Source organism: Achromobacter sp. 10T422 (assembly GCF_056394065.1).
Window position 1 is genome coordinate 1 of record NZ_JBFTHD010000011.1, and the last position, 14,987, is coordinate 14,987.

Sequence of the window (14,987 nt, forward strand, 5' to 3'; positions counted from 1 at the left end):
TCCTATCTTGCAACCCCGCCGCTTTTGCTTTCGCGCTAGCTTTGGCCCTGAATTCAGGGGCTGGTTACTGCTCAGGTGGCTAGCAATTCGATCCGGGTAAACCCTTGATCAACATCACCAGCCAAGCCCAAGACTATAGCACGATTTTTGCAGATTGTGCAACTGGCTTTTGCCTAATTTGCTGCAATCCTTGCAATAACCGCTTGGCTCTCATTTCTGATCGCTTTGCGGCAGACCTGGCTCGTTTCTCCTTTTGGAGACCCTCGTTCGGCCTGTTGCGCTTGCCTTGCCTTCGCGGTTCAAACTGTCTGAACTGCGAAGGAGCGAGACTATAGCACGGAAATTTTCCGTGTGCGCCCAAGATGACACCCTTTTTGCAGAAAGATGAAGTTTTTAGGGGACGCACCGGAGCCGGCACCCGCAACCTCAGCCGCATTGCCTATCAGCACGCCCTTCCCACAGGGCACGCCGACGTTTGCCGGGGGTTCTTCTCCACTCTATATATAGGAGGGTGCCAATTAAGTAGGCGCTAGGTAGGCGCGCACTAAAAGTGAGGCTACTCCCCCTGCCGAAACGCATCCGTTAGGCCCGCCTTATAGACCCTCTATATATAGAGAGATGGCAAAAACCCTTCACAGCCTGAGCTCGGTGGTCTCCTTGATCTGCTGCAGCGCGAAGAAAGATCGCATGTCGATGACCGCAGGGTGGCGCATCAACGTGTCCATCGCGAATTTGGAGAAATGCGCCAAGTCAGCCACCTGAATGCGCAGCAGGTAGTCCATATCCCCCGACATGGCATAGCACTCAACCACTTCCGGCCAAAGCTGCACGTCGCGGGCAAAGTCGCTCATGGGCGCATGGCTGGAGCCGCTATGTTTGTTCAATCGGATGTTCACGTAGGCAAGCAACCCCAGCCCGACCTTTTCTGCGTCGATCAGAGCCACGTACTTCTTGATGAAGCCTTTCTCTTCCAGGCGGCGAACCCGGCGCAGACAAGGGCTGGGCGAGAGCGAAACCCGGTCAGCCAGCTCCTGGTTACTGAGCCTGCCATCCCTCTGCAACTCAGCCAAAATCCTTAGATCTGTCCGATCCAGCTCGATGTCAGACATTTTTAGCCCCAAATTACTTATTGACGGCAATATTATTGCTCAATGGCGCATGTATTGAGCCATCTTTGCAATTGTCTGCCTGAGCTTCCTTCCTACAATCTCCGTCTAGACTTGAAGAACAAGTCGTCCTGAAAAATGATGCAAGGGAGCAGACCTATGAGCAGCGCTTTCCAACCCTGGGACAACCCGATGGGCACCGCCGGGTTCGAATTCATCGAGTACGCCGCGCCGGACCCCGCCGCGCTGCGCAAGGTGTTCGAGCTGCTGGGCTTCAAAGCCATCGCCAAACATCGCCACAAGGATGTGACGCTATACCGCCAAGGCGGTGTCAACTTCCTGATCAACGCCGAACCGGATTCTTTCGCTCAACGCTTCGCGCGCCTGCATGGCCCGTCGATCTGTGCGATTGGCTTCCGCGTGCAAGACGCCAATGCCGCGTATAAGCGCGCGCTCGAACTGGGCGCCTGGGGTTTCGACTCGCATAGCGGCCCGATGGAACTGAACATTCCCGCCATCAAGGGCATTGGCGATTCGCTGATCTATCTGGTTGATCGCTGGACAGGCAAGGAAGGCCACGGCGGTATCGGCGATATCAGTATCTATGACGTCGACTTCGTGCCGGTGGACCCGGGCAACGCGCAAGCTGACCTGAACCATCGCGGCGCCGGCTTGACGCTGGTGGACCACTTGACGCACAACGTCCACAAGGGCCGCATGGCCGAGTGGTCGGAGTTCTACGAACGCCTGTTCAATTTCCGCGAAGTGCGCTATTTCGATATCGAAGGCAAGGTAACGGGCGTCAAGTCGAAGGCCATGACCTCGCCGTGCGGCAACATCCGCATTCCGATCAACGAAGAAGGCACGGAAGAGAAAGGCCAGATCCAGGAGTATCTGGACCTGTACCGCGGCGAAGGCATTCAGCACATCGCCATGGCAACGGATGACATCTACAGCACGATTGAAGCCCTGCGCGAATCGGGCGTGGTGTTCCTGGACACGCCGGAAACGTACTACGAGCTGCTGGATCGCCGCTTGCCTAACCATGGCGAAGACGTGGCGCGCTTGCAGAAGAACCGCATCCTGCTGGATGGCGCCCCCGGCGGCGGACTGCTCTTGCAGATCTTCACTGAAAATCAGATCGGGCCGATCTTCTTTGAGATCATCCAGCGCAAGGGCAACGACGGCTTTGGTGAAGGTAACTTCAAGGCGCTGTTCGAGTCGATCGAACTGGACCAGATGCGCCGCGGCGTCGTGAAGACGGTCGAGTAAGGACTTCCCCCGCCAGCGCTCGGTGCTCGGGCATCGGCGCTGGCTTTGACACCTCACCTGGTGGTGAGGTTTTTTTTGCCCGCTCGAAACCGAACGAGCAAACCGGACTCAACGCGTCAGGCGGTCCTGGAATTGCTTGCGAAACTTGGCGACCTTGGGCGCGATCACGAACTGGCAGTAGCCCTGCTCGGGATGCAGCGCGAAGTAGTTGCTGTGATAGTCCTCGGCCTGCCAGAACTTGGCGGGCGCCAGCAGCTTCGTGACGATCGGCGCGTCGTAAACCTGTTGCGCCTCGACCTCGGCAATGACCGCTTCCGCTTGCTCGCGCTGCGACTCGTTCTGCCAGAAGATCGCCGACTCGTACTGCGGGCCGATGTCATTGCCTTGACGACCCGGCGTGGTGGGGTCGTGCGTGGCGAAGAAGACCCGCAGCAGATCGCTGAACGACAACTCGGCAGGATCGAATTCCACACGGGCGACTTCGATGTGGCCGGTGTCCTTGCCGCATACCTGTTCGTAGCTGGGATTGTCGACGTGCCCGCCGCTATAGCCGGGCAGCACGCTTTTGACGCCCCGCAGATCAGTGAAGACCGCTTCAACGCACCAGAAGCAGCCGCCGCCAAGAACGGCGACTTCGTTGCCCGGAGAGGGTTGTTCTGCCATGACGATTCMTTTCTTGTAGTCGGCCGCTACCTGCGGCCGGCGCCCCGGCTTCATGCACGGGGCATAGAGAATAAGGCTACTGCTTGGGCGGTGCCAGCGACAAGATCCATTCGGCTAACAGCCGGGCGTCTTCCTGGCTGACGTGCGTCTGGGCGGGCATGGGCACGGCGCCCCACGCGCCCCGGCCGCCCCCTCGGATTTTGCCCGCCAGGTAGTCCACCATGGCGTCGCCCTGCCCTGCATAACGTTCCGCCACGCCCTTCAACGGCGGACCCACGCGCTTGATTTCCACTTGGTGGCAGGCCATACAGGCTTTGCTCTTGGCCAGATCCAGGCCAGTGGTTTGCGCATGGACCGCGCCAGCGCTCATGACGCCGGCCACTGCCAGCCACACACTAATCTTCAAATGCATCGGTTACTGCCCCACGGCTCGCGGTGCTGGCGAGCTTGCCGAATTTGGCGAGCACACCGCGTGTATAACGCGGCTTGGGCTGGACCCAGGCCTGTCGACGAGCCGCCAGGTCTTCGTCGCTGATATTGAGCTGCAACAACAGCTTGTGGGCATCGATGGTAACCGAATCGCCCTCTTGAATCAGAGCGATCGGGCCGCCAACAAATGCCTCGGGTGCGACGTGACCCACCACCATGCCCCACGTGCCGCCGGAAAAGCGGCCGTCGGTGATGAGCCCAACGGTTTCGCCCAAGCCCTGCCCCACCAGCGCCGACGTGGGCGCCAGCATTTCGCGCATGCCAGGTCCGCCCTTGGGGCCTTCATAGCGGATGACCACCACGTCGCCATCCTTGATCTGCTGGGCCATGATGGCAGTCATCGCGTCGTCTTCGGAATCAAAGACGCGCGCGGGGCCGGTCATGACGGGGTTCTTCAGCCCGGTAATCTTAGCCACACAGCCTTCGGGCGACAGATTCCCCTTAAGGATGGCCAGGTGCCCTTGCGGATACAGCGCGCGGTCGATCGGCATGATGACGTCCTGATCCGCGCGCGGTGCGTCCGGCACGTGTGCCAGGGTTTCAGCAATGGTCTTGCCGCTGATGGTGATGCAGTCGCCATGCAGCAGCCCTGCGTTGAGCAACAGCTTCATGACCTGGGGAATCCCGCCCGCGCGATGCAGATCGGTGGCGACATACTTGCCCGAGGGTTTCAAATTGCACAACACCGGCACGCGTTTGCGGATGCGTTCGAAGTCATCAATCGTCCACGGCACTTCGGCTGCATGCGCGATCGCCAGGAAGTGCAGCACGGCATTGGTGGAGCCGCCCGTGGCCATGATGACGGACACGGCGTTCTCGATGGACTCGCGCGTGATGATGTCGCGCGGCCGCAAGTTGCGCCTGACCGCGTCGACCAGCACGCGTGCCGATTCCGCGGCGGACACGACTTTCTCGTCGTCTTCGTTGGCCATCGTGCTGGAGTACGGCAAGCTCATGCCCATGGCCTCGAAGGCGGAGCTCATGGTGTTGGCGGTATACATGCCGCCACAGGAACCGGACCCCGGAATCGCGCATTTCTCGATCTGCTTGAAGTCGGCTTCGGGCATGCGGCCCATCGTGTATTCGCCCACGGCTTCGAACACCGAAACGATGGTCAGGTCATTGCCTTTGTAATGCCCGGGCTTGATGGTGCCGCCATAGACGTAGATGCCCGGCACGTTGGTGCGAGCCAGCGCGATCATGCCGCCCGGCATGTTTTTGTCGCAGCCGCCGATCACCACCACGCCGTCCATCCACTGGCCCTGCGCGGCGGTTTCAATACAGTCCGCAATGACTTCGCGCGAGACCAGCGAATATTTCATGCCCTCGGTGCCCATGGACATACCGTCCGAGATAGTCGGCGTGCCGAACACCTGAGGGTTGGCGCTGGACGCGCGGATGGCGTCGATGGCGGCGTCGGCCAGACGCTGCAAGCCGCTGTTGCACGGGGTGATGGTGGAATGGCCATTGGCCACGCCGATCATCGGGTTGTCGAAGTCGGCTTCCTTGTAGCCCAGCGCGTAGTACATGGCGCGGTTGGGCGCGCGCGCGACGCCGTGGGTGATGTGGCGGGAACGTTCGTTGTTCGGCATGGTCTGTCTCTCCTGTCGGCCGTCGGGGCGCGGACATGGCGAACGCACCCGGGAAGCTGGCTCGCTTGCATGCATGCGAATCTTCAGTGCTCGCCGGTTATTATCATTCAACTTTATTGTGTCGGGCAGAACATGCTGCAATATCCAAAATTCGACCCCGTAGCCTTGCAGATCGGGCCACTGGCCATCCACTGGTACGGGCTGATGTATCTGGCGGGATTCGCCCTGGTGTACGTGCTGGGCCGCCGTCGCATCACCAGCGGCCACACCACTTCACTGAACGTGAAGGATCTTGAAGACCTGATCTTCTATAGCGTGCTGGGCGTGGTGTTGGGCGGCCGGCTGGGCTATGTGCTGTTCTACAAGCCGTCGTATTACCTGGCCCATCCGCTGGAAGTCGCGTATTTGTGGCAAGGCGGGATGTCGTTCCATGGCGGCCTGATCGGTGTGATCGTCGTCATGCTGCTGTTCGCACGCAAGAAGAAGCTGCCCTTTTTTGCAATCAGCGATTTCATTGCGCCGCTGATTCCGCTGGGCTTGGGATTCGGCCGTCTGGGCAACTTCATCAACGGTGAACTGTGGGGCCGCCCCACCGACGTGCCGTGGGCAATGGTGTTCCCGGACAGCGGCGACGGGCTCGCGCGCCATCCGTCTCAGCTGTATGAGCTGGGCCTGGAAGGCATTGTGCTGTTTGTGCTGCTGTGGTGGTTTTCGAGCAAGCCGCGTCCGCTGGGACAAGTGAGCGGGCTTTTCCTGATGGGATACGGAACGTTCCGCTTCCTGGTGGAATTCACCCGCGAGCCCGACAACTTCCTGGGTCTGCTCGCGGGTGGTTTGAGCATGGGACAGTGGCTGTCCCTGCCGATGGTCGCCTTGGGCGCCATCATGTTCAGTCTTACTGCAAAACGATCGTCCCGTTGACGGCGATGCTGACCGTGACGTCTCCCGCTTCCAGCGGGACGTCCGGGCTGTAGCCGCCAGAGGCGTCCTTGGCCATGGCTGCGGCGCCCATCATGCGCGGCATCGGCATCGGGCCGCCCGAACCGCCGAGTTCCAATTTGGACAAGCGGTAGCCTGAAAAACCGAACGCATTGGCTGCGGCCAGTGCGCGGTCCTTGAAGGCCTGCGCGGCTTCTTTCAGCAGCTTGCGTTCTTCGGCTTCGCGCGCTTCGCGCGACAGCGAGAAGCTGATGTTCGAAATGGCGGTCTTGTCCGACAGTTTGGACGCCAGCGCGGCGGCCGCTTCGAAGTCCTTCGATTCCAGAACGATTTCGCCCTGACCACGCCAGGAGCTGATCTTCCCCTTGCTATTGGTGTTCGGCCAGACGTTGTAGCCGCCGGTGCGAACCTCCACGCCCTTGGTGTCGCGCGCGCGCTTGACGGCGTCGTCCAGTGCGGCCGTCAACTTCTTGCCTGCGGCCGGCTGATCCGGCGCCTCGACTTCCGCCGACAGCGAAATACGGACGGTGTCCTGCTTGACCTCGGACGACGCAGTCGCCTGCAACGTCATTTCGGGTGAGCGGTTCGTGGACGACTCCGTGGCGGCTGGCGCGGTGGCGGGCGTTTGCGCATAGACGGGTTGAACGGCGGCAATGGCGGCCACGGCTGCGCACGCTGCGCCGAGTTTCGTCAGCGAAAAAACAGGGTGTTTGAACATGGACTGGTCCTAGGAGGGAGGACTAAAGGAAAAAACCAGGGGGGAGGAAGAGCGGAGGGAGAGATGAGGTGCCCGGCGCGGACCTGCGCTAATGGCAGGCCCGCTGGGTAAATGCCCCGCCTGTGCCGTCAAGGCCGGCATCTCGAACCCTAGGGTAAGAGGTGGTCGCGTTCCGCGGAGCGTCGGGTTCGTCTACGAGAGACGATCACTCCAGCTCCACACTCCCGCAACCATATGCCGAAAGCATAGGTTCAGAGAATGTATGGCCTAGTCACGAACACGGCAGGGACAAACTGAAAATTCTTGAATACAGCTTATGAACGGTCAGAGCAGTTTTTCCTGACCCGACAAGGCGTCATCGAGTACTGCGTTCATGTCCTCAATTCTACGCTTGAAGTCGCCGACCGCCAAACCGCCTAGCGGACCGTCGGGTGCTTTCATGGCAAGAAGCTCGCCTGCGACCTGCAAAGCAGCCATCACGGCGATGCGTTCGTTGCTGGAAATCTTGCCGGTGCCTTGAATGCGCAACATCAGTTGATCGACGTGGCGCACGGCGGCCATCAGCGTGGGCTTCTCTTCAGCKGAGCAGGCCAGGGAATAGTCGCGCCCCAGGATGGTGACATCTACGCGTTCCATTAGTGTTGCTCTCCAGACGGTGCGCCCGGCAGACGGGCCAGCACGGCGTCGATGCGCTCGCGGGCTGCGGCGGCGGCCACGCGCAAGCGCTGTAATTCGGTGTCGCGGGATTGCAGGTTGCCCTGCAACTCGGTTTCTCGTGCCGAGAAACGCGATTCAAGCGATTGACGTTCAGTGGCTTCGCGAGCGAGCTGTTCACGCAGGGCGACTTCGGCCTGCTGTGCCTGCTCGAGCATCGCGGTGACCGCGCCGTCGTGATCTTGAAGCTTGCTTTTCAGCGTGACGATTTCAGCCTCGCGCTCGGCGGCGCGCTGCTTGAGCACGCGCTGCTCAGCTTCGAAGTCATTCAGGCGGAGGCGCAACGCGTCACGCTCTGCGTGGAGTTGGCGGGTGCGTTGCACCAGTTGCCCGATTCGGGCGGCGAGTTGGTCTAGATCTTGCAGCATGGGCGCTATCGTAAACCATCCTGAGTTGAACCGGGCCTCTTCACGCAAGGTGAGAAACCCGGCAATATTCAGTAGGAAATACGGTTGTGATTTCGGGCGGCGCGAGGCTAACCGATTACGGCCCCTGAAGAAAAGTCCCCCTCCTCCAAATTCCCCGCATCCGGCCGATCTGGCTTTCGCATTTCTTTCTATAAACTTTCACTTAGCTTTCAAAAAACCCTCAAACCCGCTGCGAGGTTACATCTGGGGGTCGGGAGTTCCCGAATTCTAGGGAAAACCCCAGCCTTTCACCGAGCTTACAGGGTTTGCAGCGTGGCAGGCGTCCATTACCATTCGCCCTTTCAAGAAACCACGCCGTCGCTTTCAGAATAACTAATGGCACCCCGAAGTGCCTTTTTTGTGCCTGTCACTCGCCTTTCGGCGGGTCCCATCCGGCTACAAACTTTTTTATCTACATGCTGTAAACAGGAGCCAACCAATCATGCAGCTACGCAATCGACAGGACTTCTGGTCTGGGGTGATGTTCATCGCCCTTGGACTGGGATTCGCCTGGCAAGCCAGCAGCTACCAAATGGGTACTGCCGCCCGAATGGGCCCAGGGTACTTTCCTTTCTGGCTAGGCATTGTTCTGGCTTTGCTGGGCGCCATCGTGCTGCTTGGCTCGCTTTCCAAGAAAGCGCACGAAACGCACGTCGACAAGTTCGACTGGCGCATTGTTTTTCTCGTCGTGGGTTCGGTGGTGTTGTACGGCTTCATCCTCAAGCCGCTGGGCATCTACCTTTCGGTATTCATCCTGGTTGTCGTAAGCAGCCTGGCCAGCCATGAGTTCAGCCTGAAGGTCGCCGTCGCCAACGCGATCTTCCTGGTGGTGTTCTCGTATCTGGCATTCGTCAAGGGGCTGGGGCTGATCTTCCCGCTGTGGCCGTCCTTTCTGGGCATGAACTAAGGAGCAACCGGTCATGGAATTGTTTGACAACCTGATGTTGGGCTTTTCGGTAGCGTTTACGCCCGAGAACTTGGCCTACGCACTGCTGGGCTGCATCCTGGGTACGCTGATTGGCGTGTTGCCGGGTATTGGCCCGGTCCCGACTATCGCGATGCTGCTTCCGATCACGTATGTGTTGCCCCCGATTGCCGGCTTGATCATGCTTGCAGGCATCTATTACGGCGCGCAATACGGCGGCTCGACCACGGCAATTCTTGTGGCGCTGCCAGGGGAAACGTCCGCGGTGGTGACCGTGCTGGACGGTCACCAGATGGCCCGTAATGGCCGTGCTGGCGCCGCGCTGGCTATCGCCGCTCTGGGCTCGTTCTTCGCCGGTTGCGTCGCCACGCTGCTGTTGGCTGCGTTTGCGCCCCCGCTGGCTGAAGTCGCCTTCAAGTTCGGCCCCGCCGAGTACTTCTCGCTGATGTGCCTGGGCCTGGTTGGCGCCGTGGTGCTGGCTTCGGGCTCGCTGCCCAAGGCGATCTCGATGATCATCCTGGGCCTGCTGCTCGGCATGGTCGGCACCGACGTCAACTCTGGCGTTGCCCGCTTCGACTTCGGCATTCCCGAACTGCAAGACGGTATCGACTTCGCCATCGTGGCCATGGGCGTGTTCGGCTTTGCCGAAATCATGACCAACCTCGAGCAGAAGGAAAACCGCGTCGACATCACCGACAAGATCGGCTCGCTGTACCCGAACAAGCAGGAATTCAAGGAAGCGTACCCGGCAGTGCTGCGCGGTACCGCCCTGGGTTCGGCCCTGGGTATCTTGCCCGGTGGTGGCGCCGTGCTGTCGTCGTTTGCTTCCTACACGCTGGAAAAGAAGATCTCGCGGAATCCGGAACGCTTCGGCAAGGGCCACCCGGCCGGCCTGGCAGGCCCGGAATCGGCGAACAACGCTGCAGCCCAAACGTCGTTCATTCCGCTGCTGACGCTCGGTATCCCGGGTAACGCCGTGATGGCGCTGATGGTTGGCGCAATGACGATTCACAACATCCAGCCCGGCCCGCAAGTCATGACGAGCCACCCGGAGCTGTTCTGGGGCCTGATCGCCTCGATGTGGATCGGCAACCTGATGCTGGTGGTGCTGAACCTGCCGCTGATCGGCCTGTGGGTCAAACTGCTGAAGGTGCCTTACCGCATCCTGTTCCCGGCGATTTTGGTGTTCTGCACGATCGGTGTGTATTCGTTGAACTACAACTCGTTCGACATCTTCACAACGGCAATCTTCGGTGTGATCGGCTACGTGTGGTCGAAGCTGAAGTGCGAAGGCGCACCGCTGCTGCTGGGCCTGGTTCTGGGCCCCATGATGGAAGAGAACTTCCGCCGTGCATTGCTGCTGTCGCGTGGCGATTTCACCACCTTCGTGACCCGTCCTCTGTCGGCTTCCCTGCTGGCCGTGGCCGCGATCCTGGTGATCCTGGTGGCTCTGCCCGCCATTCGCAAGAAGCGCGAAGAGACCTTCGTCGAAGAAGAGTAAAGCCCGATTTGCCGTCCTTGCGGCGGCAGTCCTGCTCTCAAAGAACCCCCGGCACCGTCCGGGGGTTTTTCTTTGCGCGCTCAAAATGCACACCCGCCAAAAGCTACTAATAAATTCCACTTACTACTGACTGTGTTTGATTGCGATTTATCTACGGTAAGCTACGGGTTTACCCCACGCGATGATTCGGCATGAATTTCGACTGGCACAACCCCTACTCCACCACCCGGACTCCGGTGTTCGCCCGCAACGTGGTCGCCACTTCGCAACCCTTGGCCGCCCAGGCGGGATTGCGGATACTTGCCCAAGGCGGCAATGCCGTTGATGCCGCCATCGCCGCTGCCGCGACGCTGGCATTGACCGAACCGGTCAGTAACGGACTGGGTTCCGATTGCTTCGCTATCGTCTGGGATGGTTCGAAGCTGCATGGATTGAACGCATCAGGCACCGCCCCTGCCGCCTGGAACGTCGATTACTTCCGCCGCAAGCATCAAGGCGTGATCCCGATGCGGGGATGGGACAGCGTCACCGTGCCGGGTTGCGTGGCGGGATGGGCCGCATTGCATGAAAAGTTGGGCTCGCTGGCGTTCGCGGACGTGCTGGCGCCGGCCATCGAATACGCTGAACGCGGCTACGCCGTGTCGCCCATGGTGCAAGAAAAGTGGGCGGCGCAGGCCGACGTGCTGCATCCCCAGCCCGGATTCGCGGATCACTTTCTACCCCGAGGCCGCCCGCCCCACATCGGCGAACATTTCGTGCTGCAAGGCGCCGCGGCAACCCTCAAGCGCATTGCCGCAACCGGCGGACGTGACTTCTACGAAGGCGAAACCGCGCATAAGCTCGTGGCGCACGCGCAAGCCCACGACGCCGCGCTGACGCTGGCCGACCTGCGGGACTACGCGCCGGAATGGGTCGCCCCCATCAGCCAGCMGTATCGCGGCCATACGCTGCATCAGATTCCGCCCAACGGCCAGGGCATCGCAGCGCTGATTGCCCTGGGCATCTTGCAGAACTTTGATCTGGCGGCCCGCCCGATCGACCACCCCGACACCCAGCACCTGCTGATCGAAGCCATGAAACTGGCATTCGCCGATGTCTACGCCCATGTGGCCGACGCGCGCCACATGCGCATGACGCCCGAGCAGATGCTGCGCCCCGATTATCTGGCCGAGCGCGCGGGGCTGATCGACCCCAATGTGGCTCAGGCCTTCGCCTCGGGCCATGCGCCGCAGGGCGGTACCGTCTACCTGACCGCGGCCGACAAGCGCGGCATGATGGTGAGCTTCATCCAATCGAACTACATGGGCTTCGGCTCAGGCGTGGTGGTGCCGGGTACGGGTGTCAGCCTGCAAAACCGTGGACACTGCTTCAGCACCCAGCCCGATCACCCCAATGTGGTGGCGGGCGGCAAGCGGCCCTTCCACACGATCATCCCCGGGTTCCTGATGCGTAACGGGGCGCCGGTGATGAGCTTTGGCGTCATGGGCGGCAATATGCAGCCGCAGGGGCAGGTGCAGACGCTCGTGCGCATGCTGGACTATGGCCAGCAGCCGCAGGCCGCCTGCGACGCGCCTCGCTGGAAATGGAACCATGGGCTGGCCGTAGACGCCGAAGCCGGCCTTGCGCCTGCCGTGGCCCAAGGGCTGCGCGCGCGTGGCCATGTGCTGGAAGGCATCGACGACCCCTACATGGACTTCGGATCGGGCCAATTCATCTGGCGGCTGGGCGACCCCGCTGTGGACGGGTATGTCAGCGCCAGCGATAGCCGTCGAGATGGACTCGCCGCCGGCTTTTGATTGCGTTAAGGTTACTGTCCTCAGACTGACCTTACCTACCTAGCGTGGAGTCCCCTGCATGGCAACGATCGGTACCAAGAGCTACGACGCGGTCGTAGCACAGAAAGTCGCTTTTCTCGGCTTGGGCGTCATGGGCTTGCCCATGGCCGGCCACCTGGCCCGCGCCGGGCACGACGTGACCGTCTACAACCGCACGCCCGCCAAAGCGCAAGCCTGGGTCGCCGAGTTCGGTGGCCGCCATGCCGCGACGCCGCGTGAAGCCGTTGCTGGCGCACAAATCGTCTTCGCCTGCGTGGGCAATGACGATGACCTGCGCAGCGTGGTGCTGGGACCCGACGGCGCGTTCGCTGGCATGGCGCCGGGCGCCGTGTTCGTCGACCACACCACCGCGTCCGCCGATGTTGCGCGCGAACTCTACGCTCAAGCCAAGGGCCTGGGCCTGAATTTCGTGGACGCGCCCGTCTCGGGCGGACAGGCCGGCGCCGTCAATGGCGCGCTGACCATCATGTGCGGCGGTGAACAAGCCGTGTTCGACGCCATCAAGCCGGTGGCGCAGAGCTTTGGCCGCGCAGTCACGCTGGTGGGCGCATCGGGCGCCGGACAGCTGGCCAAGATGGTCAACCAGATCTGCATCGCCGGCCTCGTGCAGGGCTTGTCCGAAGCCGTGGCCTTTGGCCAGGCGGCGGATCTGGACATGAAGCTGGTGCTGGATGTGATCAGCAAGGGCGCGGCACAAAGCTGGCAGATGGAAAACCGGGGCGGCACCATGGTCGACGACAAGTTCGACTTCGGCTTCGCGGTGGATTGGATGCGCAAGGACCTGGGCCTGGTACTGGCCGAGGCGCGCAACAACGGCGCGCGCGTGCCGGTGACGGCGCTGGTGGATCAGTTTTATGGCGACGTCCAAAAGATGGGCGGCGGCCGCTGGGATACGTCCAGCCTGATCAAGCGTTTGCGCGACTAAGCCGCGCGGCGTGTTCTTAGCCTTAGCCGCGTAGCAGCGGCCATGAAAAAGGCGAGCCCTGCGGCTCGCCTTTTTACTTTGGCACGTCGGCAGCGCAATGCTGCTTGCGCGGCACCCGATTACGCGGCCAGGTCCGCTTCTGCGGCATCCAGCAGCAGCGCGTCGATGCGTTGCTTGGCCAGCGTCACGCCTTCCAGCGCGGCCACTTCGCCCATCGCCATGCCTTCAGCGGCGATGAACGTGACGTCGTTCATGCCCAGGAAGCTCAGCATCTGGCGCAGGTACGGCGTCATCGTGTCCGACGGCGTGCCTTCAGCCTTGCCGCCGCGTGCCGTCAACACAAACACCTGTTTACCCTTGACGAGGCCTTCCGGCACGCCTTCGGGCGTATAACGGAACGTGACGCCGGCGCGGGCCAGGTAGTCCAGATAGCTCTTGAACTGGGCCGGCAGGTTGAAGTTGTAGACCGGCACGGCAAACACAATGCGGTCGGCTTCCATCACTTCGGCGACCAGCGTATCGCTAAGTTCAACAATGCGCTGTTGCTCAACGCTGCGAGCATCGGCCGGCGTGAACAGGGCGCCAGCGGTATTGCCATCGAAGTAAGGAATGGGTTGCGCGCCGATGTCGCGCACCTTCACGGCCGCGGCCGGGTTGGCGTTTTTGACGCGCGCAATCAGGTGATCGGCCAATTGCTTGCTGTTGGAACGGTCGCCGAGAATCGAGGAAAGGATAACGAGGGTTTTCATTGCAAATTTCTCCAGGGATGGTCCGCCTTGGGCGGACGGCCAGGATCTGTCAGCGCCACGCCCGATGCTTGAAAGCGTTTTGGACTAGGGCTTGACGCCGAATGGCGTTGGCAGATCCCGAATGCATGGCGTCACTGTAGATCCGTTCATTGTTCGCATAAACCCAGGTATGATGAACTGTTCGTTCCAGGAATAGAACAATCATGCAAGATCTAAACGACCTCTACTATTTCTCTCAAGTCGTCGAGCAAGGCGGCTTCAGCGCTGCGGCTCGCGCGCTGGATATTCCCAAATCCCGATTGTCACGCCGGATTTCCCATCTGGAGGAAAGCCTTGGCGTGCGCCTGCTGCAACGCACGACACGCCGGCTGCGCCTGACATCAGCGGGGGAACGTTATCTGCATTACTGCCGCGAGATGGCGGCCTCCGCGCGTGCTGCGGACGACGCCATGCGGCAATTGCAGTCAGAGCCCGCCGGCCCGGTAATCGTGAGTTGCCCCGTATCCATTGCGCAGGACGTGCTGGCGCCGCTGCTGCCGGAATTCCTGGATGCGTGGCCAGCGATATCGGTGCAGTTGCTGGTGACGAACCGGCGCGTGGACCTGATCCGCGAAGGCGTCGACCTGGCGCTGCGCGTGCGAACGAAGCTGGATACCGACGCAGAACTGGTCGTGCGTCATCTGGGCACGGCGCGTGGCACGCTCGTCGCCAGCCCCGGTTATCTGCAACGTCACGGCACGCCCGACACGCCGCAAGATCTGGCGTCGCACACGACGCTGAGCTTTTCTGATCCGCAAAACGAAGTGCGTTGGCCGTTGCGCAACGACAAGGGCGAAGAGGTGCAGATTGAGCTCAAGCCACAACTGTCCTGCAATGACTTCATCGTGCTGACGGAAGCAGCGGTACGCGGCCGGGGCATTGCGCTGCTGCCGTCAATTGCGACGCAAGAGGAATTGCGCCGCGGTCAGTTGGTGCCAGTGCTGCCGCAATGGCAATCACCAGAGGGGATCGTGCATTGCATTTATCCGTCGCGGCGGGGCATGATGCCCGCCGTCCGGACCTTGCTGGATTTTCTGTCGCAACGGCTGCCGTCGATGTACCAACGGCTGGAAAAGGCCGTGGTCCCCGTTGCAGCTGCCGCTCAGTAAACGG

The 14,987-nt window shown here is 61.2% G+C and carries 15 protein-coding genes and 1 other RNA gene; 7 read left to right on the forward strand and 9 right to left on the reverse strand.

The window, feature by feature from the left end; genetic code table 11:
• Positions 1-632: 632 nt before the first annotated feature.
• A complete protein-coding gene (locus AC1DB0_RS26145; protein ID WP_054427370.1) occupies positions 633-1,109 on the reverse strand; it encodes an Lrp/AsnC family transcriptional regulator in 477 nt (158 codons plus the stop codon).
• A gap of 156 nt (positions 1,110-1,265) precedes the next feature.
• On the opposite strand from AC1DB0_RS26145, the gene hppD reads away from it, so the two are divergent.
• Entirely contained in the window at positions 1,266-2,378 is a 1,113-nt protein-coding gene (hppD, locus tag AC1DB0_RS26150; RefSeq protein WP_175171617.1) for a 4-hydroxyphenylpyruvate dioxygenase, read from the forward strand.
• Positions 2,379-2,486: 108 nt separating this feature from the next.
• On the opposite strand, the gene msrA is transcribed toward hppD, so the two are convergent.
• From msrA to ilvD, 3 genes are all read right to left on the reverse strand, one after another.
• Positions 2,487-3,041 carry a peptide-methionine (S)-S-oxide reductase MsrA gene (gene msrA, locus AC1DB0_RS26155; protein WP_054427368.1) on the reverse strand — a complete coding sequence of 185 codons (555 nt, stop codon included), beginning with the start codon at positions 3,039-3,041 and terminating at the stop codon, positions 2,487-2,489.
• A 76-nt stretch (positions 3,042-3,117) separates the two neighbouring features.
• Entirely contained in the window at positions 3,118-3,453 is a 336-nt protein-coding gene (locus AC1DB0_RS26160; RefSeq protein ID WP_175171618.1) for a c-type cytochrome, read from the reverse strand.
• Positions 3,437-5,122, reverse strand: coding sequence for a dihydroxy-acid dehydratase (ilvD, locus tag AC1DB0_RS26165; RefSeq protein WP_476758281.1), 1,686 nt, complete (start codon positions 5,120-5,122; stop codon positions 3,437-3,439). Before ilvD ends, AC1DB0_RS26160 begins: the two co-directional genes overlap by 17 nt.
• Positions 5,123-5,254: 132 nt before the next feature.
• Between ilvD and lgt the strand changes: the two genes are divergently transcribed.
• Complete coding sequence (lgt, locus tag AC1DB0_RS26170; RefSeq protein ID WP_054427366.1) at positions 5,255-6,043, forward strand: prolipoprotein diacylglyceryl transferase; 789 nt, start codon at positions 5,255-5,257, stop codon at positions 6,041-6,043.
• On the opposite strand, the gene AC1DB0_RS26175 is transcribed toward lgt, so the two are convergent.
• The 4 genes from AC1DB0_RS26175 to AC1DB0_RS26190 all read right to left on the reverse strand — a co-directional run bounded on the left by AC1DB0_RS26175 (position 6,018) and on the right by AC1DB0_RS26190 (position 7,861).
• Complete coding sequence (locus AC1DB0_RS26175) at positions 6,018-6,779, reverse strand: SIMPL domain-containing protein (RefSeq protein ID WP_054427365.1); 762 nt, start codon at positions 6,777-6,779, stop codon at positions 6,018-6,020. The genes lgt and AC1DB0_RS26175 overlap by 26 nt on opposite strands.
• A 109-nt stretch (positions 6,780-6,888) precedes the next feature.
• A non-coding RNA gene (gene ssrS / locus AC1DB0_RS26180) (6S RNA) lies at positions 6,889-7,071 on the reverse strand.
• Positions 7,072-7,103: 32 nt separating this feature from the next.
• Positions 7,104-7,415: a cell division protein ZapA gene (locus AC1DB0_RS26185; RefSeq protein WP_006217444.1), complete on the reverse strand. Its 312-nt coding sequence runs from the start codon at positions 7,413-7,415 to the stop codon at positions 7,104-7,106.
• Positions 7,415-7,861: a hypothetical protein gene (locus AC1DB0_RS26190; RefSeq protein ID WP_054427364.1), complete on the reverse strand. Its 447-nt coding sequence runs from the start codon at positions 7,859-7,861 to the stop codon at positions 7,415-7,417. The genes AC1DB0_RS26185 and AC1DB0_RS26190 overlap by 1 nt, the downstream gene beginning before the upstream one ends.
• A gap of 481 nt (positions 7,862-8,342) precedes the next feature.
• Between AC1DB0_RS26190 and AC1DB0_RS26195 the strand changes: the two genes are divergently transcribed.
• From AC1DB0_RS26195 to AC1DB0_RS26210, 4 genes are all read left to right on the forward strand, one after another.
• Positions 8,343-8,807 carry a tripartite tricarboxylate transporter TctB family protein gene (locus tag AC1DB0_RS26195; protein ID WP_054427363.1) on the forward strand — a complete coding sequence of 155 codons (465 nt, stop codon included), beginning with the start codon at positions 8,343-8,345 and terminating at the stop codon, positions 8,805-8,807.
• Positions 8,808-8,820: 13 nt separating this feature from the next.
• Complete coding sequence (locus tag AC1DB0_RS26200) at positions 8,821-10,326, forward strand: tripartite tricarboxylate transporter permease (RefSeq protein WP_054427362.1); 1,506 nt, start codon at positions 8,821-8,823, stop codon at positions 10,324-10,326.
• Between the two features lie 191 nt (positions 10,327-10,517).
• Positions 10,518-12,122: a gamma-glutamyltransferase family protein gene (locus AC1DB0_RS26205; RefSeq protein ID WP_476758779.1), complete on the forward strand. Its 1,605-nt coding sequence runs from the start codon at positions 10,518-10,520 to the stop codon at positions 12,120-12,122.
• 58 nt (positions 12,123-12,180) lie between these two features.
• Positions 12,181-13,086 (forward strand): NAD(P)-dependent oxidoreductase, encoded by a 906-nt coding sequence (locus AC1DB0_RS26210; RefSeq protein WP_054427360.1) that lies wholly within the window; start codon positions 12,181-12,183, stop codon positions 13,084-13,086.
• 119 nt (positions 13,087-13,205) lie between these two features.
• On the opposite strand, the gene AC1DB0_RS26215 is transcribed toward AC1DB0_RS26210, so the two are convergent.
• Complete coding sequence (locus AC1DB0_RS26215; RefSeq protein WP_175171621.1) at positions 13,206-13,835, reverse strand: FMN-dependent NADH-azoreductase; 630 nt, start codon at positions 13,833-13,835, stop codon at positions 13,206-13,208.
• Between the two features lie 203 nt (positions 13,836-14,038).
• On the opposite strand from AC1DB0_RS26215, the gene AC1DB0_RS26220 reads away from it, so the two are divergent.
• Complete coding sequence (locus tag AC1DB0_RS26220) at positions 14,039-14,983, forward strand: LysR family transcriptional regulator (RefSeq protein ID WP_054427358.1); 945 nt, start codon at positions 14,039-14,041, stop codon at positions 14,981-14,983.
• The last annotated feature ends 4 nt before the right edge of the window (positions 14,984-14,987 follow it).